Annotated in this window: 23 protein-coding genes; 15 read left to right on the forward strand and 8 right to left on the reverse strand. The window is 67.2% G+C overall.

Annotation, left to right across the window (positions count from 1 at the left end; translation table 11 throughout):
• Positions 1 to 28: 28 nt before the first annotated feature.
• From pgl to zwf, 3 genes are read right to left on the reverse strand one after another with little or no spacing between them, the layout of a single operon-like run.
• On the reverse strand, positions 29 to 754 hold the full coding sequence (gene pgl, locus AC5P56_RS11855; RefSeq protein WP_014646759.1) for a 6-phosphogluconolactonase: 726 nt from the start codon (positions 752 to 754) through the stop codon (positions 29 to 31).
• Positions 751 to 1758 (reverse strand): glucokinase, encoded by a 1008-nt coding sequence (gene glk / locus AC5P56_RS11860; protein WP_014646760.1) that lies wholly within the window; start codon positions 1756 to 1758, stop codon positions 751 to 753. The genes pgl and glk overlap by 4 nt, the downstream gene beginning before the upstream one ends.
• On the reverse strand, positions 1755 to 3191 hold the full coding sequence (gene zwf / locus AC5P56_RS11865; RefSeq protein ID WP_495231672.1) for a glucose-6-phosphate dehydrogenase: 1437 nt from the start codon (positions 3189 to 3191) through the stop codon (positions 1755 to 1757). Before zwf ends, glk begins: the two co-directional genes overlap by 4 nt.
• A 352-nt stretch (positions 3192 to 3543) precedes the next feature.
• On the opposite strand from zwf, the gene AC5P56_RS11870 reads away from it, so the two are divergent.
• Complete coding sequence (locus AC5P56_RS11870; RefSeq protein ID WP_014646762.1) at positions 3544 to 4626, forward strand: ABC transporter ATP-binding protein; 1083 nt, start codon at positions 3544 to 3546, stop codon at positions 4624 to 4626.
• Positions 4627 to 4729: 103 nt separating this feature from the next.
• On the opposite strand, the gene ygfZ is transcribed toward AC5P56_RS11870, so the two are convergent.
• Complete coding sequence (gene ygfZ / locus AC5P56_RS11875; protein ID WP_046429944.1) at positions 4730 to 5605, reverse strand: CAF17-like 4Fe-4S cluster assembly/insertion protein YgfZ; 876 nt, start codon at positions 5603 to 5605, stop codon at positions 4730 to 4732.
• A 39-nt stretch (positions 5606 to 5644) separates the two neighbouring features.
• On the opposite strand from ygfZ, the gene AC5P56_RS11880 reads away from it, so the two are divergent.
• The 10 genes from AC5P56_RS11880 to AC5P56_RS11925 all read left to right on the forward strand — a co-directional run bounded on the left by AC5P56_RS11880 (position 5645) and on the right by AC5P56_RS11925 (position 12596).
• Positions 5645 to 5815, forward strand: coding sequence for a DUF1674 domain-containing protein (locus AC5P56_RS11880; protein ID WP_005409075.1), 171 nt, complete (start codon positions 5645 to 5647; stop codon positions 5813 to 5815).
• Positions 5816 to 5871: 56 nt separating this feature from the next.
• The gene (gene sdhC, locus AC5P56_RS11885) at positions 5872 to 6264 is read left to right on the forward strand and encodes a succinate dehydrogenase, cytochrome b556 subunit (RefSeq protein ID WP_024958620.1); all 393 of its coding nucleotides are present in this window, start codon (positions 5872 to 5874) and stop codon (positions 6262 to 6264) included.
• On the forward strand, positions 6261 to 6647 hold the full coding sequence (gene sdhD / locus AC5P56_RS11890; RefSeq protein WP_005409077.1) for a succinate dehydrogenase, hydrophobic membrane anchor protein: 387 nt from the start codon (positions 6261 to 6263) through the stop codon (positions 6645 to 6647). The genes sdhC and sdhD overlap by 4 nt, the downstream gene beginning before the upstream one ends.
• Before the next feature lie 31 nt (positions 6648 to 6678).
• Positions 6679 to 8469, forward strand: coding sequence for a succinate dehydrogenase flavoprotein subunit (sdhA, locus tag AC5P56_RS11895; protein ID WP_014646765.1), 1791 nt, complete (start codon positions 6679 to 6681; stop codon positions 8467 to 8469).
• A gap of 66 nt (positions 8470 to 8535) precedes the next feature.
• Positions 8536 to 9321, forward strand: a complete 786-nt coding sequence (locus AC5P56_RS11900) for a succinate dehydrogenase iron-sulfur subunit (RefSeq protein ID WP_005409079.1) — start codon at positions 8536 to 8538, stop codon at positions 9319 to 9321.
• Positions 9322 to 9419: 98 nt separating this feature from the next.
• On the forward strand, positions 9420 to 9668 hold the full coding sequence (locus tag AC5P56_RS11905) for an FAD assembly factor SdhE (RefSeq protein ID WP_005409080.1): 249 nt from the start codon (positions 9420 to 9422) through the stop codon (positions 9666 to 9668).
• On the forward strand, positions 9619 to 10068 hold the full coding sequence (locus tag AC5P56_RS11910; protein ID WP_495231673.1) for a hypothetical protein: 450 nt from the start codon (positions 9619 to 9621) through the stop codon (positions 10066 to 10068). Before AC5P56_RS11905 ends, AC5P56_RS11910 begins: the two co-directional genes overlap by 50 nt.
• A gap of 23 nt (positions 10069 to 10091) precedes the next feature.
• On the forward strand, positions 10092 to 11333 hold the full coding sequence (locus tag AC5P56_RS11915) for a lipoprotein-releasing ABC transporter permease subunit (protein ID WP_032958619.1): 1242 nt from the start codon (positions 10092 to 10094) through the stop codon (positions 11331 to 11333).
• The gene (lolD, locus tag AC5P56_RS11920) at positions 11326 to 12039 is read left to right on the forward strand and encodes a lipoprotein-releasing ABC transporter ATP-binding protein LolD (protein WP_014036806.1); all 714 of its coding nucleotides are present in this window, start codon (positions 11326 to 11328) and stop codon (positions 12037 to 12039) included. Before AC5P56_RS11915 ends, lolD begins: the two co-directional genes overlap by 8 nt.
• Before the next feature lie 107 nt (positions 12040 to 12146).
• Complete coding sequence (locus AC5P56_RS11925; RefSeq protein ID WP_495228226.1) at positions 12147 to 12596, forward strand: DUF6491 family protein; 450 nt, start codon at positions 12147 to 12149, stop codon at positions 12594 to 12596.
• Between the two features lie 74 nt (positions 12597 to 12670).
• Here the strand turns inward: AC5P56_RS11925 and AC5P56_RS11930 are convergent, their stop codons facing one another.
• The 3 genes from AC5P56_RS11930 to ftsY all read right to left on the reverse strand — a co-directional run bounded on the left by AC5P56_RS11930 (position 12671) and on the right by ftsY (position 15484).
• Complete coding sequence (locus AC5P56_RS11930) at positions 12671 to 12940, reverse strand: oxidative damage protection protein (RefSeq protein ID WP_004153160.1); 270 nt, start codon at positions 12938 to 12940, stop codon at positions 12671 to 12673.
• Between the two features lie 5 nt (positions 12941 to 12945).
• Positions 12946 to 14070 carry an A/G-specific adenine glycosylase gene (gene mutY, locus AC5P56_RS11935; protein WP_495228224.1) on the reverse strand — a complete coding sequence of 375 codons (1125 nt, stop codon included), beginning with the start codon at positions 14068 to 14070 and terminating at the stop codon, positions 12946 to 12948.
• A gap of 82 nt (positions 14071 to 14152) precedes the next feature.
• Positions 14153 to 15484 carry a signal recognition particle-docking protein FtsY gene (gene ftsY, locus AC5P56_RS11940; RefSeq protein ID WP_495231674.1) on the reverse strand — a complete coding sequence of 444 codons (1332 nt, stop codon included), beginning with the start codon at positions 15482 to 15484 and terminating at the stop codon, positions 14153 to 14155.
• Positions 15485 to 15613: 129 nt separating this feature from the next.
• On the opposite strand from ftsY, the gene AC5P56_RS11945 reads away from it, so the two are divergent.
• Positions 15614 to 15913, forward strand: coding sequence for a hypothetical protein (locus AC5P56_RS11945; RefSeq protein ID WP_014646771.1), 300 nt, complete (start codon positions 15614 to 15616; stop codon positions 15911 to 15913).
• 216 nt (positions 15914 to 16129) lie between these two features.
• On the opposite strand, the gene htpG is transcribed toward AC5P56_RS11945, so the two are convergent.
• The gene (htpG, locus tag AC5P56_RS11950; protein WP_046429950.1) at positions 16130 to 18019 is read right to left on the reverse strand and encodes a molecular chaperone HtpG; all 1890 of its coding nucleotides are present in this window, start codon (positions 18017 to 18019) and stop codon (positions 16130 to 16132) included.
• Between the two features lie 730 nt (positions 18020 to 18749).
• Between htpG and rsmD the strand changes: the two genes are divergently transcribed.
• The 3 genes from rsmD to AC5P56_RS11965 are packed head-to-tail and all read left to right on the forward strand — an operon-like array spanning position 18750 to position 20416.
• Positions 18750 to 19328 carry a 16S rRNA (guanine(966)-N(2))-methyltransferase RsmD gene (gene rsmD, locus AC5P56_RS11955; RefSeq protein WP_014646773.1) on the forward strand — a complete coding sequence of 193 codons (579 nt, stop codon included), beginning with the start codon at positions 18750 to 18752 and terminating at the stop codon, positions 19326 to 19328.
• A gap of 26 nt (positions 19329 to 19354) precedes the next feature.
• Positions 19355 to 19864, forward strand: coding sequence for a pantetheine-phosphate adenylyltransferase (gene coaD / locus AC5P56_RS11960; protein ID WP_014036814.1), 510 nt, complete (start codon positions 19355 to 19357; stop codon positions 19862 to 19864).
• A 60-nt stretch (positions 19865 to 19924) separates the two neighbouring features.
• Positions 19925 to 20416 (forward strand): hypothetical protein, encoded by a 492-nt coding sequence (locus AC5P56_RS11965; RefSeq protein ID WP_005409092.1) that lies wholly within the window; start codon positions 19925 to 19927, stop codon positions 20414 to 20416.
• The last annotated feature ends 105 nt before the right edge of the window (positions 20417 to 20521 follow it).

Below are 20521 nucleotides of genomic sequence, written 5' to 3' on the forward strand. Positions count from 1 at the left end.
AAGCGGCGGCAGGGCGCCGCCGCCGACATCAATCAGCCCAGTGGACGCGCAGGCGCGCGCCTTCCAGGTTGATCGCGTTGAGGATCGGATACTGCTGGGCGTCGTTGCTGTCCAACGCTTGGCGCAGCACCTGCAGCTTCTGCTTGCCGCGCAGCAGCAGCAGGCGCTGTCGGCATTGGCGCAGCCCATGCGGGGTCAGCGTGATGCGCAGCGGCCACTGGTTCGCGCCCGGGCAGCCGGTGGCATCCAGCGCGGCATAGGGCAGGGTGCTTTCCAGTGCGCGGGCGAGGTCCTTCGAGCCCGGGAACAGCGAGGCGGTGTGGCCGTCGTTGCCCATGCCCAGTGCAACCAGGCTCGGCGGCTGGCTGTGCTGTGCCTGCAGGTTGGCGGTGTACACGCATTCGGGCAGGGGCTTGCCGATCCGCACCAGTGGATCGAAATGCGCACCCTCGGCGCGTTTCAGCAGGTGCTCGCGCACCAGCCAGGCATTGCTGTCGCGATCCTGCGGCGACAGCCAGCGCTCGTCGGCCAGGCTCACTTCCACCCGGTCCCAGTGCACGTCCAACTCGGCCAGCGCCTGGTAGACCGGCGCCGGTGTGGTGCCGCCAGACAGCAGGATGCGGGCGCGGCCCACTTCGTTGATGTCGTGGTTGAGGGTGTGCGCCATCTCGGCGGCAACGGCTTCGATCCAGCCATCGGCATCGCCATGGTTGATGAACTCGATGCGGTCGTCGTGGAAGGTGGTGGGGCTCATGCGGCAACTCCAGGTGCGTCACGTTCGGCGTCGGCGGCATAGGCGGCGGCGCCCAGCAGTCCTGCGTGGGGATGCATCACCGCCAACGAGGGCACGCGCGCCATGATGGAAGAGAACCGGCCCTTGTGCTCGAAGCGCTGGCGGAAACCGGAGTGCTGCAGCGAATCGAGCATCTTCGGGGTCAGCCCGCCGGTCAGGAACACGCCGTCCCAGGCGCCCTGGGTCAGCACCAGATCGCCAGCAATGGCGCCGAACACGGCGCAGAACACATCCACGGTGCGCATCGCCTGCGGATCGCCGTGCAGGGCGCGGGCGGTCACGTCCACCGGCTGCAGCTGGCCCGGATCGATGCCGGCCATCTCGCACACGGCGCGATGGATGTTGACCAGGCCGGGGCCGCAGATCAGGCGCTCGTTGGAGACGCGGCCGAACTGCTCGGACAGGATCTCCAGGATGCGGATCTCTTCCGGGGTTCCCGGCGGGAAGCTGACATGGCCGCCTTCGGTTTCCAGCGGATAGCAACGGCCGTGGCGCATGATCAGGCCGCCGACGCCGAGACCGGTACCGGGCCCGATCACCGCGTAGTTGCGTGGCTGGCCGGGCTTGCCCGGTACCCAGGCAGCCCCGCCGACCTGGACCACGTCATCGGGCTGAAGCAGCGAAATCGCCATCGCCTGCGCGGCGAAGTCGTTGATCAGGTGCAGTTCGTCGAACCCGAGCATGGCAGCGGTGCGGCTGCGCGAGATCACCCATGGATGGTTGGTGATGCGTGCTTCATCACCATCCACGCGACCGGCCACGGCGAACACGCCGCGGCTTGCCGTGGCGCCGATCTGTTCGAGATGGTGGCGCGCGGCATCACCCAGCGACGGGAACTCCGCCACCGCGTACTCGCGGATGCTGTCCTTCTGCAGCGGTGCGTCCAGCGAGGTGTCGGCCAGGGCGAAGCGCGCGTTGGTGCCACCGATGTCGGCGACCAGCACTGGCTGCGAGCTGGCACTCATGCCGACGCTCCGCTGTCGGGCGCGTCCAGGTCCTGCGGCAGGAACCCGCCCGCATTGCCCGGGCCCCATTGGCCGGCGGGGTAGGGCTCCAGCGGCAGCTTGGCGTCCTTCCAGGCGTCGGCGACGCTGTCGATCCAGGCCCAGGCCGCACGCACTTCGTCATCGCGCACGAACAGCGTGTGGTTGCCGTTGAAGGCATCCAGGAACAAGCGTTCGTAAGCGATACGGCGGTGCAGGCCGGTCGGCACCGACAGTTCCAGCTCCAGCGGATGCAGCTCCAGCGCGCCCCATTCCGGGCCTGCCAGGCTGCTCATCAGGCCCAGTTCGATGTTTTCCTGCGGCTGCAGCTGGAACACCAGGCGGTTCGGTGCGGCCTGCGCGCGCTGCGGGCGCTCGAACAGCCAGTGGGTGACCGGCTTCAGCGTTACCACCACGCGGGTGGTGCGCTCGGGCAGGCGCTTGCCGGTGACCAGGTGGAACGGCACGCCGCTCCAGCGCCAGTTGTCGATATGCGCGGTGACACCGGCGAAGGTTTCCACGTCGCTGCCTTCCGGCGGCTGGTAGGCCTGTGCCGGCTGGCCATTGATGGTGCCGAAGGTGTAGCGGCCACGGATGCTGTCACGCGCGGCGTGCTTGGCATCGAGCGGGCGCAGGGCGCGCAGCACCTTGACCTTCTCGTCGCGGATGCGATCGGCTTCCAGCGATGCCGGCGGTTCCATCGCCACCATGCACAGCAGCTGCAGGATGTGGCTCTGCACCATGTCGCGCAGCGCGCCGGAGCGGGCGTAATAGGCATCGCGGCCATCCACGCCTTCGCTTTCGGCCACCAGGATGTGCACCGATTCGATGTAGTTGCGGTTCCACACCGCTTCCAGCAGCGTGTTGCCGAAGCGCAGTGCGATCAGGTTCTGCACCGCGGCCTTGCCCAGGTAGTGGTCGAGGCGGAACACGCGGTCCTCGTCGATCCACTGGCCGATGGTGCTGATGATTTCCTCGGCGCTCTCGCTGTCGCTGCCGATCGGCTTTTCCAGCATCAGGCGTGCCGGCGCGGCGAGGGCGCCGCCCTTGGCCAGGCCTTCGCAGGTGGAGATGTACAGGCCCGGCGGGATGGCGAGGTAGCTGACGCACTTGCGGTGCACGAGGTCGGCGACCGCGGCGGCAACCGAGTCGACGTCGCGCAGGTCCACAGAGCGGTAGTCGATGCGGCGCAGCAGGGCGCTGATGTCGTCCTGCGTGGCCATCGGCATGGCCTGCTGCAGGCGCGGCCGCAGGATGTCATGGAAGGCTTCGGTGTCATGCCCGGACAGGGCCAGCGCACGGATGCGGAAGTCCTCCGGCAGCAGGCCGTCGCCAAGCAGGCGAAGCAGCGAAGGGAACAGGTAGCGCTGGGCCAGATCACCTGTGGCACCGAACAGGAAGAGGGTGTCGTGCATCGCTCGAGTTTCAGATCCGGGTGACATCGTTGTCAATCGCTTCATGGCTGGGTTCGGGGGACATCCGCGCAACTGCCTGTCCGAGGTTCGTCAGGGGCGTTCTCCGGGGTGCCGGAAGACCGTTCCATTCGAAACCACTGCCTCGGCGGAACCTTCGTTCAACCGCCGACGCAGATCGGTGCGCACCGATCATCGGATAGTGCCACGTGAAAACGTTTACATGGCAGAATGGGCAACTGTATTCGATTGCAGTGCTCGCCGTCATGCGGCAAGCGCGCAATCATCACTGCCATCGGGAGGGCCGAGGCAGTCCCAAAAGACAGCCCGGCTTCGGGCGGACCGGATAGGTGATATGGCAAAAGTGCAGTTGCAGGGTGTGCGCAAGGTCTATGACAACGGCCAGGTCGCGGTGAAGGACGCCAGCTTCGAGGTCGCCGATGGCGAGCTGATGGTGCTGGTCGGCCCGTCCGGCTGTGGCAAGTCGACCCTGCTGCGGATGGTGGCTGGCCTGGAGGAGATCAGCGGCGGCACGCTGACCATCGGTGATCGCGTGGTCAACGACGTGGCGCCGAAGGATCGCGACATCGCGATGGTGTTCCAGAGTTATGCGCTGTACCCGCACATGACCGTGGCCGAGAACCTGGCCTTTGGCCTGAAGCTGCGCGGTCACGACAAGGCGACCATCGACAAGCGCATCGCCGAGGCGGCGCAGACGCTGGGCCTGACCGAGATGATGGACAAGCTGCCCAAGGCGATGTCCGGTGGCCAGCGCCAGCGTGTCGCGCTGGGCCGTGCGCTGGTGCGCGAGCCGGCGGTGTTCCTGCTCGACGAACCGCTGTCCAACCTGGATGCCAAGCTGCGCCACAGCGTGCGTACCGAGATCGCGCAGCTGCACCGCAAGCTGGGCACCACCATGATCTACGTGACGCACGACCAGGTCGAAGCGATGACCCTGGGCCAGCGCATCGTGGTGCTGAAGGATGGCGTCATCCAGCAGATCGATACGCCGATGGCGCTGTACGATCGCCCCGCCAACCTGTTCGTGGCCGGCTTCCTCGGCAGCCCGGCGATGAACGTGCTGCGCGGTACGCTGCAGGGCGATGCCGGTGGCGTGACCGTGGTCGATGGTGAGTGGCGTGCACCGCTGGGCCAGGCCACCATCGATCCGGCCTGGCTGCAGAAGCCGATCGCGGTGGGCGTGCGTCCGGAGCACCTGCAGCCGGCGGCCGCCGACGATGCGCATGCGTTCGTCGCACGCATTGAAGGCATCGAACCGGTCGGTAACGAGATCTTCGTCAACCTGAGCAGTGGCCAGCACGCGCTGACCATGCGCGTGGCGCCGCAGGCGCTGCCCGAGGTGGGCGAGCAGATCCGCGTGGCGATCCATCCGCAGGGCCTGCATTTCTTCAACCCGGAAACCGGCGCGCGCCTGTAAGGAGTAGTGCCGGCCGCTGGCCGGCAACCTCAACCCTGCATGGTTGCCGGCCAGCGGCCGGCACTACCATTCCTGCACCCACCCGTGCAGGTCCCCGCCTGCTTCAGCGGGCCAGGCCATCCAGCAACGGCACGCGCTGCGCAATGGCATCGCCCACCTGCAGATCAGCGTCGCTGGCCTCCAGTGGCAGTACCGCCAGTGCCAGGTCGCCGGCCACGCTGGCAATCGTGCCCAGCCCCGCGCCATCCTGCTGCACGCCATCGCCGGCCTGTGCCGGTGCTGCGGTATGCAGCAACTGCACCGCACGCTTGGCCTTGCCGAGGAAGTGGGTGCGGGCGACGATTTCCTGGCCGGGATAGCAGCCCTTCTTCACGCTGTAGCCGTTCAGGCGGTCCAGGCCCAGCTGTTGGGGGGTCCACACTTCGCGCTGGCCTTCTTCCAGCCGCGGCAGGCCGTAGCGCAGGTCGGCCTGGCGCCAGGCCAGGGCGAAAGCGGCCTCATCGGCTTCATTGCCGGCAGCGAACGCGTCGGCGCTGCCAATGCGCAGGGTGCGCGGCAGGGCATCGCTGCCCAGGTCCAGCTCCCAGCCGTCGCCTGCGGTCTGCGCAATCGCCGCGCCGCTGGCGGCCTCGGGCGCGGTGAACGCGCCAGCCGCCGCCAGATCGCTGCGCACCTGCACCTTCACCTTGCGGCGGAACACGAAGCGCTGCAGTTGCGACGCAATCGCATCGGCATCGCCGTCAGCCAGCACCAGCATCACGTGGTCGTCGGCCAGCCGAAGCAGCTGGAACACCGCCAGGGTACGGCCCTTGGCGCTCAGCCAGGCACTCCACTGCCAGTGCTGCAGGGGCAGGGCGGTGACATCGCTGCTGAACTGGGCGTGGGCAAAGACAGCCGCATCCGGGCCCTGCAGGCTCAGCAGCTGGTGGCCGGGCAGGCGCGGATATCCGACGAAAGCAGGGGGCAGGTTGTCAGGCACGTGAACGAGGTCTAAAATTTGTGCGTTGCGAGACCGAACATGATAGGCCAAACAACCCCCACTCCCGACGACGAATCTGAAGCCCCGCTGGTCCCCGCGGCACCCGTGCCCGTGGAACAGGAAAAAGCGGAAGAATTCGGCGGCCGCGGCGGACTTGATCCGGTGCGGTATGGCGATTGGGAGAAAAACGGACGCTGCATCGATTTCTGATCAGCATTGAGCCAACGCGGCCGTGTGCCGCCCAGCCGAGACAACGAGCCCAGCGAATGGCGACCAGACAACGCCCACTTTCCCCGCACCTTCAGGTGTATCGCTGGCAGATTCAGATGGCCACCTCGATCCTGCATCGAGCCACTGGCGTCTTTCTGTCTGTTGGTGCCCTCATCATCGCCGCCGGCCTGCTGGCCCTGATGATGGGGCCCGAGTCCTGGAACTGCTTCACCGGCCATGCCGGGGCCTGGTATGGCCGCGTGTTCCTGTTCGCGTGGACATGGTCGTTCGCCTATCACCTGTGCAATGGCATCCGCCACGTCGTGCAGGACTTCGCCATCGGCTTCAGCATCCCCGCCTTCATCCGCAGCAGCTGGCTGTCGGTCATCGGCAGCCTGGTGATCACCCTGCTGGTGTGGGCCTATGTGATGTTCGGAGGTGCCGCGTGAGCAAGTTCCGTACCCCGTTGAAGAACGTGCGCGGCCTTGGCTCGGCCAAGACCGGCACCGAGCACTTCGTGCACCAGCGCCTGACCGCCGCCGCACTGGTGGTGCTGGGCATCTGGTTCCTGGTCTTCGTGCTGGGCCTGCTGGGCTCGGACTACGCCACCGCCGCCGCCGCCGTGGCCAAGCCGTGGAACGCGGTGCCGCTGATCGGCCTGCTGATCGCCATGTTCTGGCACGCGCAGCTCGGCATGCAGGTCGTGCTGGAAGACTACATCCACGAATCGCTGCTGGCCCTGGTGCTGCAGACCGCGGTGAAGTTCGTCGCCGTGCTCGGCATGATCGTCAGTGTGTTTGCGGTGGGCCGCATCGCCCTCGGCGTTGCCTGAGCCCAGGCACCTACACAGGAATCCAGATTAGATGTCCGCTTACAAGATCACCGAACACAAGTACGACATGGTCGTGGTCGGCGCCGGCGGTGCCGGCCTGCGCGCCACGTTCGGCCTGGCCGCCAAGGGCCTGCAGACCGTGTGCCTGACCAAGGTCTTCCCGACCCGTTCTCACACCGTTGCCGCCCAGGGCGGTATCTCGGCCGCGCTCGGCAACATGGGCGAGGACGACTGGCGCTACCACTTCTTCGACACCATCAAGGGGTCGGACTGGCTGGGCGACCAGGACGCCATCGAGTACATGTGCCGTGAGGCCATCCCGGCCATCATCGAGCTCGAACATTACGGCGTGCCGTTCTCGCGCACCGCCGAAGGCAAGATCTACCAGCGTCCGTTCGGTGGCATGACCACCAAGTATGGCGAAGGCCCGGCGGCGCAGCGTACCTGCGCGGCGGCCGACCGTACCGGCCACGCGATGCTGCACACGCTGTACCAGCAGTCGCTGAAGCACGACGCGCGCTTCATGATCGAGTACTTCGCGCTCGACCTGATCTTCGACGAGGAAGGCGCCTGCCGCGGCGTGCTGGCCCTGGACATGTCCGACGGCACCCTGCACCTGTTCCGCGCCCAGGGCGTGGTACTGGCCACCGGCGGCTACGGCCGTGCCTACTTCAGCGCCACCTCGGCGCACACCTGCACCGGCGACGGTGGCGGCCTGGCCATGCGTGCCGGCATCGCCATGCAGGACATGGAGTTCGTGCAGTTCCACCCGACCGGCATCTACGGCGCCGGCTGCCTGATCACCGAGGGTGTCCGCGGTGAAGGTGGCATCCTGCGCAACAGCAGCGGCGAGCGCTTCATGGAGCGTTACGCGCCGCACTACAAGGACCTGGCCTCGCGCGACGTGGTCAGCCGTTCGATGACCATCGAGATCCGCGAAGGCCGCGGCGTCGGCGAGCACAAGGACCACATCCTGCTCGACCTGACCCACCTCGGCCCGGGCGTGATCGACGAGAAGCTGCCGGGCATCGCCGAGAGCGCCCGCATCTTCGCCGGCGTCGACGTACACAAGCAGCCGATTCCGGTCATCCCGACCGTGCACTACAACATGGGCGGCATCCCGACCAATTACCACGGCGAAGTGGTGCAGAAGGTCGGCGACAACGACAACGCGGTAGTGCCGGGCCTGTACGCCATCGGCGAAGCGGCCTGCGTGTCCGTGCACGGCGCCAACCGCCTGGGCTCGAACTCGCTGCTGGACCTGGTGGTGTTCGGCCGTGCCGTGGCCAACCGCTGTGCCGAGACCATCAAGCCGGGCGCTGCGCACAAGCCGCTGCCGGCCGATGCCTGCGACAAGGCGCTGGGCCTGCTGGACAAGCTGCGCCACGCCAACGGCGATACCCCGACCTCGGTCATCCGCGATCGCATGCAGCGCACCATGCAGGCCGACGCGGCGGTCTTCCGCACCAGCCAGACGCTGAAGGAAGGCTGCGAGAAGATGGACAAGATCTTCGACTCGTTCCAGGACGTGAAGGTCTCCGACCGTTCGCTGGTGTGGAACTCGGACCTGATCGAGACCTACGAGCTGAACAACCTGCTGCTCAATGCGGTGGCGACGATCAACTCGGCCGAACAGCGCAAGGAAAGCCGCGGCGCGCATGCGCACGAGGACTTCCCGGACCGCGACGACGTCAACTGGCAGAAGCACACCCTGGTCAGCGTCGACGAGAAGGGCAAGTGCAGCTTCGACTACCGTCCGGTGCACATGTACACGTTGACCGACGACGTGTCCGTGGTGCCGCCGAAGCCGCGCGTGTACTGATCCGACCCCGCCTACCATGCAATCCGCGCCCACGGGCGCGGGCCGCCTGAGCCAACGAGAGCAGCCATGGCCGAGTTTTCACTCCCCAAGAATTCCAAGATCACGAAGGGCAAGCACTTCCCCGTCAAGAACGGCGGCAAGAACGTGCGCACCTTCAAGATCTACCGCTGGAGTCCGGACGACGACAGCAACCCGCGCACCGATACCTATGAAGTCGATCTGGACGCTTGTGGCCCGATGGTCCTGGACGCCCTGATCAAGATCAAGAACGAGATCGACCCGACCCTGACCTTCCGCCGCTCGTGCCGCGAAGGTATCTGTGGTTCGTGCGCCATGAACATCGACGGCACCAACACCCTGGCCTGCACCCGAGCCATCTCGGACTGCGGCAAGAAGGAAGTGCCGATCTACCCGCTGCCGCACATGAACGTGGTCAAGGACCTGGTTCCGGACCTGACCCACTTCTACGCGCAGTACGCGTCGATCAAGCCGTGGATCCGTACCCAGACCCCGGCACCGCCGGACCGCGAGCGCCTGCAGTCGCCGGAAGACCGCAAGAAGCTGGACGGCCTGTACGAGTGCATCCTGTGCGCCTGCTGCTCGACCAGTTGCCCGAGCTACTGGTGGAACGGCGAGCGTTACCTGGGCCCGGCGATCCTGCTGCAGGCTTACCGCTGGATCATCGACTCGCGCGATGAGGACACCGGTGCGCGCCTGGATGATCTGGAAGATCCGTTCAAGCTGTACCGCTGCCACACCATCATGAACTGCGCCCGGACCTGCCCGAAGGGCCTGAACCCGGCGCTGGCGATCGCCGAGATCAAGAAGCTGATGATGGAACGCCGCGCCTGATCAGGCCCGGCTGTACCGGGTAGAGCCACGCCACGCGTGGCTGTGCCACCCCAGTAGAGCCACGCCATGCGTGGCTTTGCTGTATCTGGAGAAGCACGATGGAAGAAGATGTTCTGCTGAAGAAGCTGCGCTGGCGCTGCCGCCGCGGCATGCGTGAGCTGGACCAGCTGTTCGGCCGCTACCTGGACCACGAGTGGAGCACTGCGCCGACCGAAGAGCGCGAGGTTTTCCTGTTCCTGCTCGACTGCGAGGACGATAAGTTGTGGCGCTGGTTCATGGGCTACGAGGCCTGCCCGCATGCGCACGCGATCCCCCTCATGCAGAAGATCCTCGCCCTCAAGCCTTGAGTGGCGCCCCTCGCGGCTGCAGGCCGCCGCCCAACTGGCGGTGCTGCTGGCTGCGCCGTGGCTGCTGCGCGCATCGGATCTGCCTTCACGGCTGCTGATGCCCGCAGTGGTGCTGGCCTGGTGCGTGGGCCTGGCCGAGCTGGCCTGGTGCCAGCGCAGGCCGCGCGTGCAGGTGCTTCTGCCGCCGCTTCCCGAGCCGATTCGGGTGGCCGGGCAGGACGTCGAGGCACCCCGGCTGGTGGTGCGCGGGCCGTGGCTGCTGTTGCGTTGGCATCAGGACCGGCGCCGCCAGCGCCTGCTGTTCTGGCCGGATGTGCTCGATTCCGGGCAGCGACGTGAACTGCGACTGGCCGTGGCCGCACGCGCCGTTTCCCGTCAGCCCCGGACGATGGCACCATAAGCTGAATTGACCGGCGTGCCTGCATGTTCAAACCCATTCCCGTGGCCATTGGCCTGCGCTACCTGCGCGCCAAGCGCCGCAACGGCTTCATCTCCTTCATCTCGATGGCATCGATCCTGGGCATCGCGCTCGGCGTTACGGTGCTGATCACCACGTTGGCGGTGATGAGCGGATTCCAGAAGGAAATCCGCAGCCGCCTGCTGCAGATGACCGCGCACACCACCATCAGCCGCGACGGCGAGCCGATGCCGGACTGGATGCGCGTGGTCGACGTGGCCCGCAAGGATCCGCGCGTGGCCGGTGCCGCGCCGTACATCGAGATCCAGTCGATGATCAGCGGCCCGCGCGTGCAGGGTGCGATCATCCAGGGCATCGATCCGGCGCTGGAGCCGAAGGTATCGGTGATCGACAAGAAGGTCACCAAGGGCAGCTATGCCAGCCTGACGCCGGGCAGCTTCAACCTGCTGCTGGGCAAGGAACTGGCGATCTGGCTCGGCGTCGACGTCGGTGACCAGGTGCTGGTGACCTTCGCCGAAGTGCAGGGCACGCCTGCCGGTGCCGTGCCGCGGATGAAACGCTTCACCGTCAGTGGCATCTTCGAGGCCGGCTACAACGAGGTCGACCGGGGTGTCGGCTTCGCCAACATGCAGGACCTGGAGCGCGTGCTGCGCAGCGACGGTGCCACCGGCGTGCGGTTGAAACTGCACGACATGGATCGCTCGCTGGAAGTGGGCGTGGACCTGGCGCAGAGCCTGGGTGGTGCCTACCGCGTGAGTGACTGGACCCAGCAGAACGCCAACCTCTACCACTCGCTGCGCATGGAGAAGGTGGTGATGGGCATCCTGCTGTCGCTGATCATCGCCATGGGTGCGTTCAACCTGGTGTCCTCGCAGGTGATGCTGGTGACCGACAAGCAGGCCGACATCGCCATCCTGCGCACCCTCGGCCTGACCCCGGGCGGGGTGATGCAGGTGTTCATGGTGCAGGGTTCGCTGATCGGCATCTTCGGCACGCTGGCCGGCCTGATCGGCGGCATCACCCTGACCCTCAACCTGGAACGCATCCTGGGCGCCATCGAAAGCGTGTTCAACGTCAAGCTGCTGCCGGAGGATGTCTACTACATCACCGGCCTGCCGACCGACATGCAGACCGGCGACGTGGTGGCGATCACCGTGGTCGCGCTGCTGATGAGCTTCCTGGCCACCCTGTATCCCGCCTGGCGGGCAGCACGCACCCAGCCGGCGGAGGCCCTGCGTTATGAATAAGGTCTTCAACCGCGGCGATGAAGTGATCCGCGCCGAAGCACTGGGCAAGACCTACGCCGAAGGGCGCATGCAGACCCCGGTGTTCGATGGACTGGACCTGACCGTGACCGCCGGCGAAACCGTGGCGATCATCGGTGCCTCCGGTGCCGGCAAGAGCACGCTGCTGCACCTGCTGGGCGGGTTGGATATTCCGACCGCAGGCGAGGTCTACGTGACCGGCCAGCGCATGTCCGCGCTGTCGGACACCGCGCGTGGCCTGCTGCGCAACCAGGCGCTGGGCTTCGTCTACCAGTTCCACCACCTGTTGCCTGAGTTCACCGCGCTGGAAAACGTGATGATGCCGGTGCTGCTGGCCGGCACTGCCGTGGCCGAAGCGAGCAGCCGGGCCACCACGCTGCTGGAAGCGGTCGGCCTCGGACATCGCCTGGACCACAAGCCGGGCGAGCTGTCCGGCGGCGAACGCCAACGTGCCGCGGTGGCACGTGCGCTGGTCAATCATCCGGCCTGCGTGCTCGGTGACGAGCCGACCGGCAACCTGGATGACCGCACCGCGGGCACCGTGTTCGAGCTGATGCTGGAACTCAACCGCGCGCGTCATACCAGCCTGGTGCTGGTTACCCACGACCGCAGCCTGGCGCGGCGCCTGGACCGGGTGCTGGAGCTGCGCGAAGGGCGCCTGCACGCACTGGCCCACGCCGACGTCTGAGCGGCCGGCAACGGCCGCCTCCCGGCGCCTGAACGGGTTTACCTGCCCTCGCGCCGGTCGCACATCGGCCGGCGCATGATCGCAGCAGGTTCCCCGAGGAGATCGCCATGAAGACCCCGATCCTGATCGCCGGACTCTGCCTGGCGCTGGCCGCCTGCGCGACCAGCGGCCGGCTCAGCAGTACCGAGAAACTGGATCTGTACCGCGCCCACGCCGGCGCGCCGCAGAACGACATGCAGTTCTTCGGCAGCCTCAATGGCTGGACCGAACTGGGTGACAGCGCGCTGGCGGTGTGGACCCGGCCGAGCGAGGCTTACCTGCTGGAACTGAGTGGTCCGTGCCCGGACCTGTCGTACGCCACCGCCATCGGGTTGACCAGCAGCATGGGCCGCGTGTCATCGCGTTTCGACAAGGTGCTGGTGCGCGACCCGACCGGTGGCCCGCGCATGCCGTGCTTCATCAACAGCATCCGCAAGCTGGACGTGAAGGCACTGCGTGCCTCCGAGCAGGAGCTGCGCCAGGCGCAGGTGCAGGAGCGCGAGGAAAATACGAAATAGCGCGGTAGTGCCGGCCGCTGGCCGGCAACCTGGCATCTGCGCGATGCCGGCCAGCGGCCGGCACTACCTTTGGGTCAGGCTTCCGGGGTGAAGCCGGCAGGCTTTTCCGCGTCCTTCTCGAACAGGAACTTGACCAGTTCGCCCTCAAGGAATGCGCGATGCTCCGGGGTGCGCGGCGACAGGCGGTTTTCGTTGATCAGCATGGTCTGGTGCGCGAGCCACGCGGCCCAGGCCTGCTTGCCGATGTTGTTGAAGATGCGCTGGCCCAGTTCGCCGGGGTAGGGCACGAAGTCCAGGCCCTCGGCATCGCGTTGTTCGTACTGGCAGAAGACGGTTCGGGACATGGCACTCACTCGTGGTTGCGGGGTTTCTTGGAATTTCGTTTCGGCGCCTTGGTCGTGGCGCCGTCGAGCAGCTTGCGGATCGGCGCTGGCAGGCCCAGCGCGGGCAGCTCGTCGTTGGCGACCCAGCGCAGCGTGGGTTCTTCCACGCGCAGGCCGTGCACCTGCCGCGACAGTACCTGCAGGTGCAGCTTGTAGTGGCTGAAGGTGTGCTTCAACACCGGCAGTTCCTCGGCGTCTTCCAGCGAACCTTCGACGTGCGCGTCGAACCAGTCCTGCAGTACGCTGCCGGCATCGGCCTGCGGCAGCGTCCACAGCTGCGCCCAGATGCCGGTGTCCGGCCGCTTCTGCAGCAGCACGCGCTGCTGGGCATCGCGCAGCAGCAGGGCCACGGCTTCGCGCTCGGGCAGGGTCCTGCTGGGCTTGGGCGTGGGCAGTTCGGCGGTACGGCCTTCGCGGCGCGCCGCGCACGCGTCCTGCAGCGGGCAGATCACGCAGGCTGGCTTGGCGCGGCTGCACACCGTCGCACCCAGGTCCATCTGTGCCTGGGTGTAATCAGCCATTCGCCCGGCCGGCACCTGCGCCACGTGCGCCTCGGCAATCGACCACAACTGTTTCTCGATGGCCGGCAGGCCGGGAAAGCCGTCGATGCCGTGGTAACGGCTGAGCACGCGCTTGACGTTGCCATCGAGGATCGCGAACGGATCGTTCCAGGCCTGGCTGAGGATCGCACCTGCGGTGCTGCGGCCGATGCCGGGCAGGGCATGCAAGGGATCGAAATCGCGCGGCAGGTCGCCGTCGTGCAGTTCCACGCAGCGCTTCGCGGCGGCATGCAGGTTGCGTGCGCGGGCGTAGTAGCCGAGCCCGGCCCACTGCGCCATCACCGCGTCATTGCTGGCGGCGGCGAGGTCGGGCAGCGTCGGGAAATGCTGCAGGAACCGCTGGAAGTACGGGATGACCGTGGCTACCTGGGTCTGCTGCAGCATGATTTCCGACAGCCAGACCCGATAGGGGCTGCGTGGGTGCTGCCAGGGCAGGTCGTGGCGACCATGGTCGTCGAACCAGTGCAGCAGGCGGGCGACGAAACCGTCCCGTTCTGCAGTTTCGGCGCTGGCGTGCGGCTGGCGGGGCATTGGAGTTCCAGAGAGGCAGCCACCCGTGGGGTGGCTCTACCAGGCTGCGGTAGAGCCACGCCATGCGTGGCTGCGCGGTGTATCAGGCGCCCAGCGCTTCGGGCAGCAGGGCGTCGACGAACGCTTCCGGATCGAACACGCGCAGGTCTTCCGGGCGCTCGCCGATACCGGCAAAGCGGATCGGGATGCCGAACTCGCGGGCCAGCGCGAACACCACGCCGCCCTTGGCAGTGCCGTCCAGCTTGGTCACCACCAGGCCGGTCACGTTCACTGCGGCATTGAACTGGCGCAACTGCGACAGCGCGTTCTGGCCGGTGGTGCCGTCGATCACCATCAGCACTTCGTGCGGGGCGGTGGGGTCGATCTTGCCGAGCACGCGGCGGATCTTGCCCAGCTCGTTCATCAGGCCGGACTGGGTGTGCAGGCGGCCGGCGGTATCGGCGATCAGCACCGAGATGCCGCGGGCCTTGCCGGCCTGCAGCGCGTCGAATGCCACGGAAGCGGCATCGGCGTTCTGCCCCTGCGCGACCACGGCTACGCCGTTGCGCTCGCCCCAGGCCTGCAACTGGGCCACGGCGGCGGCGCGGAAGGTATCGCCGGCAGCCAGCATCAGGCTGTGGCCGTCGTCCTTGAAGCGCTTGGCCAGCTTGCCGATGGTGGTGGTCTTGCCGACGCCGTTGACGCCGACGGTGAGCACCACGAAGGGCTTGGCGTTGCGATCGATCACCAGCGGCTTGGCCACCGGCTGCAGGATCGCGATCAGCTCGGCGCGCAACGCGGCCAGCAGCGCATTGGCGTCGGCGAACTCGCGCGACTTCATGCGCTTGCGCAGGCCCTCGACCAGATCGGTGGTGGCGCCCACGCCGACGTCGGCGGTGATCAGTGCGGTTTCCAGCTCGTCCAGCAGATCGTCGTCGAGCTTGGGGTTGCGCGAGAACAGTCCACCGAAGCTGCGCGCGATGACGCTGTTGCGCAGGCGTTCGCGCCAGCCGGGCTTGCCGGCAGGCGCCGGAACGGCATCGATCGAGGCGGCGGCAGGCAGGTCGTCGGTGACCGGTGCCGGGGTGGGCTGAGGCAGTGGTGCGGGTGCCGGTTCGATGGCCGGGGCCGCCACCGGGGCGACGTCGATCCGGGCGGCCGATTGCGGAGCGCTCGGAGCGGGAACGACCGGAGCCGGAACCACCGGAGCCGGAACCACCGGGGTGGGCTCGAAAGCGACCGGAACGACGGCTGCCGGCGGCGGCTCGGCCGGCGCAGGCGCGGCCGGTACGGCTACCGGTGCTGGCTCTTTGTCCTCGACCGGCGCGGCCGACGGGAACGCCGCCGCCAGCTCTTCAGCCGAGTAGTGCTGGGTCTTGGGTGCCTCCGCTGCGGGGGCATCCTGGGGCTTCTTGCGGCGGAAAAAACTGAGCATTGGCAAAAGGCGCTGAAATCAGGGGGATATGCTACCACTCGGGCCTGTCGGGCCGATGTGGACTCAAGGTCGCGGCCCGCCGGCCGTTAACCGGTCCGGAGGGCTGCGTCGTGCGGCCCGGAGACCGCCATGGACAACGTGATGGGAATTGCCCTCGGCGGGATGCGTGCGTCCCAGCAGGGCGTGCAGGTGGCTGCGCACAACGTGGCCAACCTGGCGACCCCGGATGCCCAGCGCCTGCAGCTGCAGCGCAGTGCTGCCGGGCAGGGTGGGGTGCAGGCCGCGGTGATTCCCGTCGGCGCCGATGCCGGCGCGCCGCTGGGTGACCTGCTGGCCGCGAAAGCCGAGGTGGTGGCCTTCGCCGCCAATGCCGCGGTGATCCGCCGCCAGGACCAGATGCTGGGTTCGCTGCTGGATCGCGACGCCTGAACCCCTTCGGCAGGCGCCAACCGCCGCCCCTGGTGGGTGCCAACCTTGGTTGGCACTCTCCACCCGCGCCGGTAGGTGCCAACCTTGGCTGGCACGCTCGATCCGCCCCGGTAGGTGCCAACCTTGGTTGGCACGCTTTTGGGGCGCCAACCAAGGTCGGCCTCTACCAGAGCACCGCCGGGTAAGCCGGGCCATGCCCGGCGACCACCCTGTCGATCAGGCCGACAGCTCCAGCAGCAGCTTGTTCAGCCTCGCCACGTAGGCACCCGGGTCCTTCAGGCTGTCACCGGCGGCCAGCGCGGCCTGGTCGAACAGCACCCGGCCGAGGTCGTCGAAACGCGCGCCATCGGCTTCGGCATCCAGCTTGGCAATCAGTGGGTGGCCCGGGTTGATTTCCAGCACCGGCTTGCTGTCCGGCACCTTCTGCCCGCTGGCTTCCAGGATCTGGCGCATCTGCAGGCCCAGGTCCTGTTCGCCGATGGCCAGTACCGCCGGCGAATCGGTCAGGCGGTGTGACACGCGCACTTCGGCCACGTCATCGCCCAGCACGGTCTTCAGGCGCTCGACCAGGCCCTGCTTGTCCTTCGCCGCGGCTTCCTGTTCCTGCTTGTCCGCTTCGGTTTCCAGCGCGCCCAGGTCGAGATCGCCACGAGCGATGTCGACGAAGCCCTTGCCGTCGAAATCGGTCAGGTAGCCCATCAGCCACTCGTCGATGCGGTCGGTCAGCAGCAGCACTTCCACGCCCTTCTTGCGGAACACTTCCAGGTGGGGGCTGTTGCGCACCTGGCTGTAGCTCTCGCCGGTCAGGTAGTAGATCTTGTCCTGGCCTTCGGTCATGCGGCCGAGGTAATCGGCCAGCGACACCGTCTGCGCATCGCTGTCGCCGCGGGTGGAGGCGAAGCGCAGCAGCCCGGCCACCTTCTCGCGGTTGTTGTAGTCCTCGGCCGGGCCTTCCTTCAGCACTTGGCCGAATTCCTTCCAGAACGTGGCGTATTGCTCCGGCTTGTCGGCGGCCAGCTTGTCCAGCATGTCCAGCGAGCGTTTGGTCAGCGCCGCCTTCATCGAATCGATGACCGGGCCGGACTGCAGGATCTCGCGCGAGACGTTCAGCGACAGGTCGTTGGAGTCGACCACGCCCTTGATGAAGCGCAGGTACAGCGGCAGGAACTGCTCGGCCTGGTCCATCACGAACACGCGCTGCACATAGAGCTTCAGGCCCTTGGGCGCATCGCGGTGGTACAGGTCGAACGGCGCGCGGCCGGGCACGTAAAGCAGCGAGGTGTACTCCAGCTTGCCTTCGACCTTGTTGTGGCTCCACGCCAGCGGATCGCTGTGGTCGTGCGCCACGTGCTTGTAGAACTCGGTGTACTCGGCGTCGCCGATCTCGGTGCGCGGACGGGTCCACAGCGCGCTGGCGCGGTTGACGGTCTCCCACTCGACGGTGGCGCCTTCCTCGCCTTCCTTCGGCATCTGGATCGGCAGGCCGATGTGGTCCGAATACTTCTTGAGGATGCTGCGCAGGCGCCAGCCGTCGGCGAAATCATGCTCGCCATCCTTCAGATGCAGGACGATGCGGGTGCCGCGCTCGGCCTTGTCGACAGTGGCGACGTTGAAATCGCCTTCGCCGCGCGAGGTCCAGCGCACGCCTTCACCTGCGGCCAGGCCGGCGCGGCGCGAGGTCACTTCGACCTCGTCGGCAACGATGAAGGCGCTGTAGAAGCCGACGCCGAACTGGCCGATCAGCTGCGAATCCTTCTTCTGGTCGCCGGACAGCTGGCGCAGGAAATCGCCGGTGCCGGACTTGGCGATCGTGCCGAGATGGGCAATCGCCTCGGCGCGACTCATGCCGATGCCGTTGTCTTCGATGGTGATGGTGTGGGCGGCGGGGTCGAAGCTGACGCGCACGCGCAGTTCGCTGTCGCCTTCCAGCAGGGCCGGCTGGGTCAGGGCCTCGAAGCGCAGCTTGTCGGCGGCGTCGGCGGCGTTGGAGACCAGCTCGCGCAGGAAGATCTCCTTGTTCGAGTACAGCGAGTGGATCATCAGCTGCAGCAGCTGCTTGACTTCGGTCTGGAAGCCAAGGGTTTCGGTCTGGGTGGTCTCGGTCATCGATAGGGCTCCATGTGCAATGCCGCGCCAGCGCGTGCGGCCTCGCCAAGGGGTATGGCTGATTGTCCCGAAATCAAGGGGTTGGTCGGCCGGGCGGCGCCCGGCACCTGCAGAGGCCGAAGCAACAGCAACAGCAACAGCAACAGCAACAGCGGGCTATCTGTGGGATGGCGGGGCGGTGTGGGTTGGGTTGGCAGGACACGCCGTAAACCCCCCTCCGGCGGCCGGCCCAGCCGCTGGCGGCTGTGCGTTCGGGCGCTTGCGAAGCAGTGCTTCGCAAGCAAAGCGCCCTCACCCATGGGGGCTCGATGGCGCCATCCATGGCGCCAACGGTCCTGCCACCCCACACCGCCCCGCCTCTGACAGGTTCACTCGGCTGTTGGTGGGTGTCGACCTTGGTCGACACATCTGTCAGACATCGAAATAAATCTGGGGTCAGATCCGTTTTCTGCAGGAAAACGGATCTGACCCCAAGAGCCGTTCCGACAGATCGCAGGAAACTGTCGAAGGCGGGGTGGGTCCGGTTGAGGGGGCGTGAGCCGCATGGATGCGGCGACCGAGCTTACATGGACGTACTTGCAGCGTCCCCCTCAACCGGACCCACCCCGCCATCCCACGGGGATGCCCGCTGTTGCTGTTGCTTCGGCTTCTGCGGGTGCCGGGCGCCGCCCGGCCGAACTACAATCCCGCTCATGCTGAATTTCTCGAATTCCTCCCGCCGGGGGCGCCGATGAGCGGCCGCGGTGGCAATGACGGCCAGGTCCGCATCATCGGCGGGCGCTGGCGCAATACCCGGCTGCCGGTGCCGACCCTGCCGGGCCTTCGCCCCAGCAGCGACCGCGTGCGCGAGACCCTGTTCAACTGGCTGATGCCCAAGCTCGGCGGGGCCCGCGTGCTGGACCTGTTCGCTGGCAGTGGCGCGCTGGGCCTGGAGGCGGTCTCGCGTGGCGCTGCCCACGCCACCCTGGTCGAGCGCGATGCGCAGCTGGGACGCAACCTGACCGCCGCCGTCGCCAGGCTGCAGGCCAGCGACCAGATCACCGTCGTGCAGGCCGATGCCCTGCGCTGGCTGCAAGGGGCGCAGGCGCAGCAGGCCGACCTGGTCTTCATCGACCCGCCGTTTGCCGATGGCCTGTGGCAGGACGTGCTGGCCCAGCTGCCGCGGCACCTGGCCGCCGACGCCTGGCTGTACCTGGAATCGCCGGCCGGCCACGTGCCGGTGCTGCCGCCGGACTGGCTGCTGCACCGCGAGGGTGGCACCCGCGAGGTGCGCTTTGCCCTGTACCGCCGTGCCACTGCTACACTTTGACCTCATCTGAACATCTGCATCCGCCCATGACCGTGGCCAATCGCCGCATTGCCGTCTACCCCGGCACGTTCGACCCCATCACCAACGGTCATATCGACCTTGTGAGCCGGGCCGCGCCGCTGTTCGAAAAGGTCGTGGTCGGCGTGGCGCAGAGCCCGTCCAAGGGCCCGGCGCTGCCGCTGGAGCAGCGCGTGCAGCTGGCGCGTGGCGCGCTGGCCCACCACGGCAACGTCGAGGTCATCGGCTTCGATACCCTGCTGGCCCATTTCGTACGTTCGGTGCAGGGCGGGGTGCTGCTGCGCGGCCTGCGCGCGGTGTCCGACTTCGAGTACGAATTCCAGATGGCCAGCATGAACCGCCACCTGATCCCCGAGGTCGAGACCCTGTTCCTGACCCCGGCCGAGCAGCACAGCTTCATTTCGTCCTCGCTGGTCCGCGAGATCGCGCGCCTGGGCGGCGACGTGTCCGGTTTCGTGCCGGCCGCGGTGCTCGAAGCCCTGCGCAAGGTCCGCGAAGCGAAGTCGGCACAGTCGTAAGCCCCGCTGTACCCGCACCCCATTACGTACACCACCACGCACCATTCCGGGAGGAAACCCATGAACACCACCATGCGCGCGATGCTGATCGCTTCGTTGGCTCTGGCATTCACCGCCTGCAAGAAGGAAGAGGCCGCTCCGGTCGACGAGGCCAAGCAGGCCCTGGTCGCCCCGGCCAAGGACGACGATGCAGGCTGGAAGAAGTACCTGCAGGAAGTGGCGATCCAGAACATGGGCAACATCACCAACAGCCCGTTCCTGTACTACCTCTCGCCGGAATCGGACCCGGACTTCCAGGCCAAGTACGAGCGCCAGACCGAAAGCGCGACCCAGGCCGTGGCCCGTGGCGTGCAGCCGGGCAACATGCTGGCCTTCGGTTCGTCGGCCTCGGGCAAGATGGCGGACATGATCCAGGCCGTGTTCAAGGACGTGTCGCCGGATTCGATGAAGGGCGTGCGCGTCGTCTTCATCGGCCAGTCGGCCGACAACGCCCGCGTGCAGGCTGCGATCCAGCCGACCGGTGCCGAGTACATTTTCGTCGAAGCCAAGTAATACCGAGCCATGGCGGCCATGCTCCGGCATGGCCCGGGCGGCATCCTGCAAGGGCGCCGCTGATGACCTGACCGGCCCGCGCGCCCGCGCTGGCCGGTCCTTTGT

This window comes from Stenotrophomonas sp. YJH_SMC_131 (assembly GCF_059367975.1).